Here is an 11,002-nt window from a genome sequence, read left to right on the forward strand (position 1 = left end):
GCCGTGAAGAGGGCGGTGCGGCGGGCACCGACGGCATGCGCGCCTTCGTACTGACCGCTCCCGGGGAGTACACGGTCCAGGAGGTGCCGGTGCCGGTGGCGGCTCCCGGCGAGGTGGTCGTCGAGGTCGAGCGGGTCGGCGTGTGCGGGACCGACGTGGAGTTCTTCACCGGTGAGATGGCCTATCTCCACCAGGGCCATTCCGCCTACCCGATGACGCTGGGCCACGAGTGGGCCGGGCGGGTGGCGGCGGTCGGCGACGGGGTCGGCCGCGACTGGATCGGGCGGCGGGTCATGGGCGACACCATGCTCGGCTGCGGCGTCTGCCGACGTTGCCGGCGCGGCCACCAGCACGTGTGCGAGCGGCGTCAGGAGGTCGGCATTCGCGGCGGGAGGGCCGGAGCCCTGGCGGAACGGCTCGCGGTACCGGTCTCCTCGCTGCACGCCCTGCCCGGCTCCGTCGACGCCGTGCTCGGCGCGCTGGTCGAGCCCGGGGGCAACGCCCTGCGTGCCGCACGGGCCGCCGCCCCACGGCCCGGCGACCGGGTCCTCGTCCTGGGGCCGGGGACCATCGGTCTGCTGGTCGCGATGTTCCTCCGGTCCGCCGGGGCGGAGGTGCACCTCATGGGCCGCACCGAGGAGTCGCTCGCCTTCGCCCGCGAGCTGGGCTTCGCGCACGTATGGCCGGAGCAGTCCGTCCCGGACCTCCCGTTCGACGCGGTCGTGGACGCCTCGAACGCCGCCCGTCTGCCCGGACTGGCCCTGGAGCTGGTCGAGCCCTCGGGGCGTGTCGTGTACGTGGGGCTGGCCGGTGAGCCCAGCAGGGTCGACACCCGGGTGCTCGCCCTCAAGGACGTGACCGCGGTGGGCATCCTGTCCGCCTCCCCCGGTCTCGCCGCCACCATCCGGGCGTACGCCGACGGGTCGGTCGATCCGAGACCGCTCGTCGCCGCGACCGTCGGCCTGGACGGGGCCGGCCCCGTCCTCGCCGGTGAACGCCCGGCCGGCGCCGGACCGGGGCCCAAGATCCATGTGGACCCGCGCCTGGTCTGACGGCTGCGGTTACTGCAGTTCCCCTTCGCCCGTGACCAGCACAGCGGTGAGCCGCCGACGCGTACTCGGCGCCGGGCTCGGAGGGGCCGCGGCGACCGTACTGGCCGGGTGCTCCGGGGACGCCGGGCCGGTGAGGCGGCTGCGGTTCGCGACCGGGCCGCGGGGAGGGCCGTCGGTGTCACCCTGCTGCCGGGCCGCTGCAACGGGATCGAGGGGCGCGGCGACTGGCTGGAGGTCCTCGACGGCGACGGCTGGGCGTCCTTCGGGCACGACCCCTCACCGCTCGCCGAACGGCGCGGCGACACCGTACGCCTGACCGTGGACGCCGACCGGGACGGCAGTCCCGGGATCGAGTTGCCCGCCGACGAACTGCGGCGCCTCCTCGCGGGAGCGGAGCGCGACCTCACCGGCTTCCTGCGCCCGGCCGCCACGTGGGCCGCACGGCATGGGCGCATCTGCCGGGCCGTTCCACCCAGGTCACGGCCGCTCTCGCCCGTGCCCTGGCGCTGCCCGCGCCGGTGGGGTGACATCGATGTCTTCCAGCCATACACCCGCCCCGCAACAAGTGACTCGCGTCACGACCAGAACGACCAATACGAGCAGTACGACTTCTGAACGGTGAAGCATTTACCGCCCTGACCTGCGTCTCTAACCTCCCGGCAACAGCTGCCAGAAGGCACGCTCCAGGAGGAGAACCATGGCAAGATCCAGCCACCCCGGCCACCGTCTCGTCGCCGTCACGGGCACGTCACCCGCCCCCAGGCGTTCCACCTACCGCCGCTCCGCGACCGCGCTCGGCGTGGTTCTCGCACTCGGAGTGCTGGCCGCCTGCGGGAGCGGCGAGGAGGACAAGCCCACGGTGGCGGAGAACAAGATCTCCGCCGGTGAGGTGCCCGACTACTACCCCGACGGCTACAGCGACCTGATCGAGGAGGCCGAGAAGGAGGGCGGCAAGCTGACCGTCTACTCCAACCTCGGTGACGAGAACATGGCTCCCGTCGTCCGGGACTTCAAGAAGAAGTACGACTTCATCAAAACCGTCTCGGTCAACGAACTCGACAGCGACGAGCTGTTCCAGAAGGTCCTCTCGGAGAACGCGGCCGGTACCTCGCCCGCGGACGTGCTGATCTCGAGCGCGGCGAGCGCCTGGACGAACTTCTCGAAGCGCGACAACTCGGTGCTGGAGTACAAGTCCCCGGAGCTCCCCAAGCTCGGCAACGGTGCCGAACTCCTGCCCAGCGTCTACTCGATGTCCAAGGACCCGATGACCATCGCCTACAACACGGCGCTGATGGAGAAGCCGCCGACCGGCCTCGCCGACCTGGCCGAGATCATGAACGCGGACAAGGGCAAGTTCAAGAACAAGGTCACGGTCCGCTCCCCCGAGGGCTCGTTCGGCTTCTCCGTGACCCGCGCCCTCACCGAGGGCAACCACGAGGCGTGGGACGCGCTGGAGAAGATCCTCCCGCTGACCCGCCCGGAGACCTCCTCGGGAACGCAGCTGGAGAAGATCGTCTCCGGTGAGTACACGGCCGGCTTCCTGATCAGCGCCTCGCCCGCCTACCCCGTCGTCGAGGACAGCGACGGCCTGGTCAAGATCGTCTTCCCCGAGGACGGCACCGTCGTCCTTCCCCGTGGCATCGGCGTCGCCGCCAAGGCGCCGCACCCGGCGACCTCGAAGCTGTTCATGGACTTCGTGCTGTCGGAGGAGGGCCAGCGCGCGGTCGCCGAGGGCGGTCTGGCGTCCTACCGGGAGGGCGTCGAGGGCGAGGGCCTGCACACCTACCAGGAGGTCGTCGACAAGGTCGGCGAGGACAAGATCATCGACGTCGACTACTCCGAGGTCCGGAAGGCCGACGCCGATGCCTGGCTCGAGCGCTTCGACGGACTCCTCAAGAAGTAGGCACGCCTCCCGGAACGATCGGAGCCAGAGCACATGTCAACCCTGACCCAGCCGACCCGAAAATCGGCTGACGACCAAGCAGCAACGTTCAAGCCTCCGCGCTACCGCCGCCCCTTCGGCGTCGGGCGGGACCAGGTCGTCCAGTACGCAGTGCTGGCGTTCCTCGCCGTGCTGGTACTGGCTCCGATCGTTCCGACCCTCTACCAGAGTGTGCGCAACCGCCCCCTCTACGAGGCGGGCGGAGCCTTCACCCTCAGCGGCTACACCAGGCTCTTCACCGACGCCGGTTTCGGTGAGGTGGCGCTCAACACGGTGCTGTTCGCCTCGCTGACCACACTGCTGAGCCTGGCGATCGCCATCCCCATGGCGATCGTCGTGGTCCGCACGAAACTGCCGGGCGGCCGGCTGGTCGCCCTGGCGATGCAGTGGCCCTTCTTCATCTCCTCGCTGATCCTCGGCTTCGGCTGGATCATCATGTACGGCCCGGCCGGGTTCGTCAGCGTCAAGGTCCAGCAGGTCTTCGGCGCTGTGCCGTGGAACCTGTACTCCATACCCGGGATGGCGCTCACGGAGGCGGTGGCGCTCGCTCCGATCGCCTACGTGTTCTGCGCCAACGCGCTCAGGCAGTCCGACGCGTCGCTGGAGTCGGCGGCGCAGGTCTGCGGCGCCGGACCGCTGCGGATCCTGGGACAGGTGATCGTGCCGCTGCTGCGGCCCCCGATCGTCTACAGCGCGATCCTGGTGTTCTCGGTCTCGATCGAGACCCTGAGCGTGCCGCTGCTGTACGGCCAGCCCGTCGGGATCGACGTGTTCTCGACGTTCCTGTACCACAACGGCCTGCAGTCGGTGGACCCCGACTTCACGGTCCTGGGCGCCGCCTCCACGATCATCCTGGTCGTCACGCTGAGCCTGGTGGCCCTGCAGGCCAAGCTGCTCAAGGACGCCGCCCGGTTCGTGTCGGTGCGCGGCAAGGTGACCCGCCCCCGCAAACTCGACCTCGGCTGGCTGAAGTGGCTGAGCATCGTGTGCATCTGGTTCTACGTGATCGTCGGCGCCCTGGTCCCGATCGCGGGCCTGGTCTTCCGCTCCTTCACGCTGGTGTTCACCCCGCTCCAGTCGCCGTTCAAGACGGTCACCACGCAGAACTACGAGATGGTCTTCGACTCCGACAACTACGTCCAGTCCCTCTGGAACAGCCTCATCGTCGCCGGTGTCGGCTCGGTGACGGTCAGCGCCATCGCGGTGCTCGCGGTGATGGTCGCGCGCCGCTCCACCTTCCGCCTCGGCCGGGCCGTGGAGTACCTGGCACTGATCCCGCAGTCGCTGCCCGGCATCATCATCGGTATCGGCTTCTTCTGGGCCTTCGCCCTCGCCCCGTTCGGCGTCGGCTCGATGCTCCAGGGCACGATCTGGGCCGTCATCATCGCCTTCGGCATGCGCGCCCTGCCCAGCGCCTTCGGCTCGGTCGCCCCGGCGATCATGCAGATCGGCGGGGAACTGGACAACGCGGCCCGGGTGTCAGGGGCCGACTGGGTGATGACGTTCTTCCGGGTCCTGCGGGCCCTCGTCACCCCGGCCTTCGCCGGCGCCCTGGTGCTCACCTTCGTGATCATGCTCAAGGAGTACTCGCCGGCCGTGTTCCTGAGCTCCGCGGACAACAACATCCTGGGAACCACCATGCTCAGCCTCTGGACCCAGGGCCGGGCCGGATCCGTCGCCGCGCTGGCGACCCTCCAGATCGCCATCACCGCGGTGTTCGTCGCACTCGCCGGTCTGCTCATGAAGGGAAAGCACCATGCCTGAGGTGACCGTAAGGAACCTCGCCAAGACGTTCGGGGGCAACTCGGTCCTCCGGGACGTGACGTTCACCATCCGTGACGGCGAGTTCTTCACGCTCCTGGGAGCCAGCGGCTGCGGCAAGTCGACCACGCTCAACTGCATCGCCGGGCTCGAACAGCCCACCGAGGGCGCCATCACCGTCGGCGGAAGACCCTTCGTCGACACGGCGGCCGGGGTGTTCCTGCCGCCCGAGGAGCGCAACCTCGGCATGGTGTTCCAGTCCTACGCGCTGTGGCCGCACATGACGATCGCCAAGAACCTGGCCCTCCCGCTCAACATCCGCAAGGTCCCGAAGGAGAAGCAGAAAACCCTGATCCACGACGCACTGGACAAGGTGGGTCTGGCCGAGCTGAGCGGCCGCTACCCTCACCAGCTCTCAGGCGGCCAGCAGCAGCGCGTCGCGCTCGCCCGCGCCCTGGTCTACTCCCCCACCGTCCTGCTGCTCGACGAGCCGCTGTCCAACCTCGACGCCAAGCTCCGCGAGCAGGCCCGCGCGTGGCTGAAGCGGCTTCAGGAGGAGCTGGGCATCACCACCGTCTACGTCACGCACGACCAGGAGGAGGCCCTCGCCCTCAGCGACCGGATCGCCGTGATGGAGGGCGGCAACATGATCCAGATCGGCACGCCGCACGAGATCTACGAGCGGCCCGCCGCCCCCGAGGTGGCCGCCTTCGTGGGCCGCTGCAACTTCCTCACCGGCAAGGTGGTCGGGCACGACGGCATGCGGTACGGCGTCCGGCTCGACTGCAGCGGCGACGTGGTGCAGGTCGACAGCGACCGGAACATCGCGGCCGACGACAGCGTCACCGTGGCGATCCGCCCCGAGCGGCTCGAGGTCGTCCCGCCGTCCGGGACGGTGTCCGGCGGCAACCGTCTGCACACCGAGGTCATGACGAGTTCCTACGTCGGCTCGCGCTACGAGTACGACGTCCGCCTCGGCGGGCAGGCCGTCCAGGTCCTCAGCAGCCACGGCGGGCTCACCGGCAGGGTGGACCTCGTCTTCGACCCCGGTCAGGCCCTGCTCTACGCGGACAAGGTCGAACTCCCCGAGGAACAGCGCGACCTGCTGACCGTCAACTCCTGAACACCACTCACGGGACGGCCCCCGCGCCCAGTCGGCGCGGGGGCCGTCCCGCAGGTGTGCGACCACCTCGGCGAGCGGCAGGTAGTACCAACCCTTGTCCCGCTCCCACTGCCCCATCACCTCCGCAGCGGCCTCGGCCATATCGGGTGGCAGCCCGGCGGCGCGCAGGTTCTCGGCGACCTCGTGCGTCTCGGGGCTCCAGCGCCACGCGGGGCCGCGACACCGGTCAGTTCACCGGGACGGGAGAGGAAGTCCGCGGGCATGCGCCCAGCCTCCGCGGTGGGAAGCTCCGCGACTCCATGGCCGTCCGCGAGGGCGTACGACACCGCGGCCGGCGTGCGCGCGGCCTTCTGGAAGCCCGCGAGGGACAGCTTCAGGGCCGAGGCGGCACCGATACGATCCCCCGCGACTTCCACCTGGACGCCGGTCCCTTCGAAGACGCCCCGGAGGAGATCCATGGCCTTCGCGCCCCCCGACGGATGGAGGCGGCACGTGTGCCGGCCGGTGGGCGGCGAGCCGACGACGGCACCGTCGAGTATCCGGCCTCGCCGTACGGGCCCGCGGACCCGTGCCGGGCGACGGCCATGGCGACGTCCTCCGCCGCGTGCGGCGGACAGAAGGACAGCACGACCTCGGCGGCGTCGAGGGGCCTCGCCGAGGGACTGGACAGGCCGTCAGGCCGGCGTTCCGCCCGCGTTCGCGTCGCGGCGCTCCGCCGGGGTGAAGAACAGTCAGCGTGGTCAGGACGTACCTGCTTCCTTCATCAACTCGACTGCCCGTACGCCCGTACGCTCACCCTTGCACCGCGAACTGGCTCCCCGTCTTCTCCCCGTCCTCCGTGACCGCCGCGGCCACGCAGCGGAAGACGCGCAGGCCCTTGTCCCACTCCGCCGCTGTCGGCGGGAGGATGTCGACGTTCCACTCGTCCGCGAGCCTCCGGCCCTGGGGCAGCATGGTCTTGGCCATGACCTCCTGTGAGCACAGCGCCTTGACGTCAGGGTGCTTGATCAGGTCCCGCGCGTTGTTCGTCATGCCGTCCTTGGGCAGCGGGGCGATCGCGAAGGTCTCCCACACGTTCTTGGTCTGGCAGTCCGCGCGGCTGATGGTGATGATGCCCGAGATATCGGTGATACCGCTCCAGCACTCCGGCGTCACGACACACCGGCCGCCCACGCCCTCGACGCTCGTCGCGGGGCAGTTCTCCTTCGTGGTCGCCACCCCTCCGAAGCCGGACGCGCCCTTGGCCTCGGTGGCGGAGGAGGAGGGAGAGGCGACCACGGACGTGTCCTCGCCCCCGCCGTCGTCCTGACCCATCCGGTACGTCACCACGGTGACCGACACGCTCACGGAGACGGCCACGGCCGCCAGTACCGCGATCAGCCGGGGATTTCGCGATCCCTTCCGTCCGCCGTCGCCGCCCGGCCCGGCGACCTCGGTCGTATGGCCCGCTCTGCCCGGCCGTCCCGGATCCACCGTCGCGGGGACCGCGTCCCGGACGGAGGGCGGCGGGTAGGTGGCGCCGTGCGGAGGGGCGGCACCGTACGGAGGAGTGGCACCGTAGGGAGGAGTGGCACCGTAGGGAGGCGTCGCGTCGTACGGAGGCGTGATGTCGTGCGGAGGCGTCGTGTCGTGCGGCCGCGTGTACGGAGAGGGCGGCGCGTCCCGGTGCGACGGAACGGTGGTCATGCTGGGCGCGGGGCCGAAGCCGCCCGCGCCCCCCAGGTCGACGGTGTCGAAGTCGACGGCGGCGAGAGCGTCCCGGAAGGCGCCCGCGTCGGACAGCCGGTGCGCCGGATCCGGGGCCAGGGCATGGCCGAGCGCCGAGTTGAGGGCGGCCGGCACTCCCGGCAGGGCGGGGTACGGCCAGGTGTGGCGCACGATCAGTTCGGCGAGGCTGAGCTGGCTCCCGTCCTCCGGGAAGTGCGGTGGGAAGCCCCTCAGCAGGGCGTACACCGTCGCGGCCAGCGAGTAGACGTCACCCGCCGGCGCGGGTTCCGCCATGTGGAAGGCCTCGGGCGGCGCGTACGCGGGGGTCAGCGCCTCCCGCGTCACGGAGAGCTCCTGCCCCGGTCTGGGCATGGCCGCCAGCCCGAAGTCGGTGAGGGCCACACCGCCGTACCGGTTGATCATGACGTTGCCGGGTTTGATGTCGCGGTGGAGCACCCCGACGGCATGGGCGGCCGCCACCGCGTCCGCGAGGCCCACCCCGATGTCGCGGGCCTCCTTCGCCGGCAGCGGTCCCTGCCGGTGCAGCCGTTCGCCCAGCGAGCCGCCGGGGCACAACTCCAGCACCATGTAGGGCCGGTTGTCGCCGAGCACCCCGGCGTCGTACACCGGTACCACGTGCGGGTGCCCGGACAGCTGCCCCGCCGCCGTGACCTCGCGCAGGAAACGCTGCCGGTCGCGTGGTGTGGACAGCACCCTGCTGTCCACCTTCAGCGCGACCTCCCTGCCCACGGCCAGCTGCCGGGCCCGGTACACCGTGGCGAATCCCCCCTGGCCCAGGACCTCCTGGATCTCGTAACCGGGCAGTTCCATACGTTCGGGCCCCATGTGCCGTACCCCCAGCGCACAACCTCGGGCAGGACGTCCGCCTGAGGATGAAGCGAGACTTTAGCCCAGGACTCGGACACCGGTACGAGGGGTTCCACCTGTTATGGAGGAGCAGAGCGGGAGGGCCGCCCGGGTGAAGGTTCCACCGAAGGGTCCTCCTGGGAATCCTGGCCGTTCGAGCAGATCGTCATACTGTGTGAATGCGGATGCACCAGATGATTCCCACCCTGATTCACCAAACCTGGAAAGACGCTGACGTACCGACCGAATGGCAGCAATGGGCCGACTCGTGGCGTCTGCATCACCCCGGCTGGGGCTACCGCCTGTGGACCGACGCGGACAACCGCGCGTTCCTCCAGGAGCACTACCCCTGGTTCCTGCCGGTCTACGACGGCTATCCGGAAGCGATCATGCGGGCCGACGCGATCCGCTACTTCCTCCTCGACCATTTCGGCGGGCTCTACGTGGACCTGGACTTCGAGTGCCTGCGTCCGGTCGACGACCTCCTCGGCGGACACGAACTCGTCCTCGGCTGCGAGCCCGAGGCACACACACGGCTGCTGCTGGCCCGTCAGCGCGGATTCGGCCGTATCGTCGGCAACGCGTTCATCGCGTCACGGCCGGGCCACCCCTTCTGGTCCCATGTGCACCGGCAACTGGTCGGCGCGCACAAGCTGCCCGGCACTCTGGACGTCACGGGCCCCTTCTTCCTCACCCGGGCGATCGACAGCGCCCCGAACCCCGCCTCGCTCACGGTCCTCGACCCGGAGGTCCTGTACCCCGAGGTGAGCCCGTACGCGACGGAGCTGTTCGGCCCCCAGAAGGCCGACCGCGAGCGGGCGTACGCCGTGCACCACTGGTCCGGCAGCTGGACGCGCGACATCCCCGGACCGCAGCGGACTTCGGCCGGCCGGCGGTTCCCGTTCTGGGCGAGCCAGGAGCTGCAGCCGATCGCCGACGGTCTGCTCAGTCTGGACGCGCAGCGCCACCGCTGGGCCTCGGGCGCGCCCGCCCCGACGGTGTCCTGTCTGATGGTCACCAAGGACCGTTCGGCGACGGCCCGCCGTGCGATCAGGTGCTTCCGTGCGCAGACCTACCCGAACCTGGAACTGGTCGTCCTGGAGGACGGCACCAGCGACACCCTTGAGCAGTACCTCCGCGAGCTGGACGATCCACGGATCCGCCATCACCGGCTCCCTCCGGAGGGACGGACGCTGGGCGAACTGCGCAACGAGGCGGTGGACCGGGCCACCGGGCCCTACGTGTGCCAGTGGGACGACGACGACCTGTACGACCCGGAGCGGGTCGAGACGCAGATGGCGGCGATTCTCGCGCTCGGCGCCGATGCCTGCTTCCTCGCCCGTGAGCGGCTGTGGTGGCCCGCTCGCCACAAGCTCGCGATCTCCTGCGCGCGCCTGTGGGAAGGGTCGATGGTGTGCGCCAAGGACCGGGTCTCGCGCTACCCGGCGCAACGCCGGGGCGAGGACACTCCGGTGGCGGAGGAACTGGTCCGCACCTGCCGGGTCGTATCGGTCGACGCGCCCGACCTGTACACGTACGTCTGCCACGGCGGGAACACGTTCGACGAGTCCCATTTCGCGGAGCACTTCGAGGTGGCGACCGAGATCTGGGCCGAACCCGGCGCCTACACCGAGCGGTTGCTCGCCATGGCGACCCGGCTGCCGATCGCCCCCGCGGACATCGCCCATGCCGAGACCGGTCACCCCGCCGCCCAGGTCTCCGAGCGGAGACCGCCGACGACCGTCGCCCCGGCCCCGGCCCCGGCGAGCGAGCGGCCTCCGGTGCTGGTGCTCACCCCTCTGAAGGACGCGGCCGCGTTCCTGCCGGGCTATCTGGAGAATCTCCACGCCCTGGACTACCCGCGCGAGTCGATCTCACTGGGCCTGCTGGAGGGTGACAGCAGGGACACGACACCGGAGCTGCTCCACGAGGTACTGCCCGGCCTGCGGGCCGGGTTCCGGCGGGTCACCCTCGTACACCGCGACTTCGGCCTGCAGTTGGCGGGTCCCCGTTGGGAGCCCGGCGTCCAGCGCCGGCGCCGGGCGGTGCTGGCCAAGGCGCGCAACCAGCTGCTCTCCCGAGCCCTCGCCGACGAGGAGTGGGTGCTGTGGCTCGATGTCGATGTCACCGGCTACCCGGCCGACCTGATCCAGCGTCTGCTCGGAGCGCGCAAGGACATCGTGGCCCCGCACTGCGCCACCACACCCGGTGGGCCCACCTACGACCTCAACACCTTCGTCCTCCAGCCCGGGGCCGGCACGCTCAACTGGACCCAGTGGCTGCGCGACGGCATCCTTCAGCCTCCCAGGGGGTTCGGCCGGACCTACCTCGACGCGTTGCGCGGGCGAGGGCTCGTCCGCGTCGACTCGGTCGGCGGCACCGCGCTGCTGGTCCGCGCCGACCTCCACCGTGACGGCCTGACCTTCCCGTCCTTCCCGTACCAGCACCTCATCGAGACGGAGGGCCTGGCCGCGATGGCCCGGGACATGGGCACCGCCTGCTGGGCACTGCCCGACCTGGAGGTGCTGCATCCGCACCACGCCCCGGCCC

General features: G+C 70.5%; 7 protein-coding genes and 1 pseudogene. 6 read left to right on the forward strand and 2 right to left on the reverse strand.

Going from position 1 to position 11,002, the window contains the following annotated elements; translation table 11 throughout:
* Positions 1-35 precede the first annotated feature (35 nt).
* From FNH04_RS11555 to FNH04_RS11580, 5 genes are all read left to right on the forward strand, one after another.
* Positions 36-1,052 (forward strand): zinc-dependent alcohol dehydrogenase, encoded by a 1,017-nt coding sequence (locus tag FNH04_RS11555; protein ID WP_152783130.1) that lies wholly within the window; start codon positions 36-38, stop codon positions 1,050-1,052.
* A 108-nt stretch (positions 1,053-1,160) separates the two neighbouring features.
* Positions 1,161-1,667 (forward strand): hypothetical protein, encoded by a 507-nt coding sequence (locus FNH04_RS11565; protein ID WP_194236637.1) that lies wholly within the window; start codon positions 1,161-1,163, stop codon positions 1,665-1,667.
* A gap of 82 nt (positions 1,668-1,749) precedes the next feature.
* On the forward strand, positions 1,750-2,955 hold the full coding sequence (locus FNH04_RS11570) for an ABC transporter substrate-binding protein (protein WP_152783118.1): 1,206 nt from the start codon (positions 1,750-1,752) through the stop codon (positions 2,953-2,955).
* Between the two features lie 33 nt (positions 2,956-2,988).
* Positions 2,989-4,758 carry an ABC transporter permease gene (locus FNH04_RS11575; RefSeq protein WP_152783120.1) on the forward strand — a complete coding sequence of 590 codons (1,770 nt, stop codon included), beginning with the start codon at positions 2,989-2,991 and terminating at the stop codon, positions 4,756-4,758.
* A complete protein-coding gene (locus tag FNH04_RS11580) occupies positions 4,751-5,878 on the forward strand; it encodes an ABC transporter ATP-binding protein (RefSeq protein WP_152783122.1) in 1,128 nt (375 codons plus the stop codon). The genes FNH04_RS11575 and FNH04_RS11580 overlap by 8 nt, the downstream gene beginning before the upstream one ends.
* A gap of 123 nt (positions 5,879-6,001) precedes the next feature.
* On the opposite strand, the pseudogene FNH04_RS49365 reads toward FNH04_RS11580, so the two are convergent.
* Positions 6,002-6,076: pseudogene (locus tag FNH04_RS49365) on the reverse strand (hypothetical protein); the annotation flags it as partial.
* A 594-nt stretch (positions 6,077-6,670) separates the two neighbouring features.
* Positions 6,671-8,431 carry a serine/threonine-protein kinase gene (locus FNH04_RS11590; protein ID WP_152783124.1) on the reverse strand — a complete coding sequence of 587 codons (1,761 nt, stop codon included), beginning with the start codon at positions 8,429-8,431 and terminating at the stop codon, positions 6,671-6,673.
* A 200-nt stretch (positions 8,432-8,631) separates the two neighbouring features.
* Here FNH04_RS11590 and FNH04_RS11595 point away from each other — a divergent pair.
* The coding region (locus FNH04_RS11595; protein WP_152783126.1) for a glycosyltransferase at positions 8,632-11,002 on the forward strand (2,371 nt) is incomplete at its 3' end.

Origin of the sequence: Streptomyces phyllanthi, from assembly GCF_009377205.1 — a bacterium.
Lineage (GTDB): Bacteria > Actinomycetota > Actinomycetes > Streptomycetales > Streptomycetaceae > Streptomyces > Streptomyces phyllanthi.

Bases quoted from the DNA above. Each gene is read 5' to 3' on its own strand.
- FNH04_RS11555 (WP_152783130.1), top strand. From the start codon at position 36: ATGCGCGCCTTCGTACTGACCGCTCCCGGGGAGTACACGGTCCAGGAG.
- FNH04_RS11580 (WP_152783122.1), top strand. From the start codon at position 4,751: ATGCCTGAGGTGACCGTAAGGAACCTCGCCAAGACGTTCGGGGGCAAC.
- FNH04_RS11570 (WP_152783118.1), top strand. From the start codon at position 1,750: ATGGCAAGATCCAGCCACCCCGGCCACCGTCTCGTCGCCGTCACGGGC.
- FNH04_RS11575 (WP_152783120.1), top strand. From the start codon at position 2,989: ATGTCAACCCTGACCCAGCCGACCCGAAAATCGGCTGACGACCAAGCA.
- FNH04_RS11590 (WP_152783124.1), bottom strand. From the start codon at position 8,431: ATGGGGCCCGAACGTATGGAACTGCCCGGTTACGAGATCCAGGAGGTC.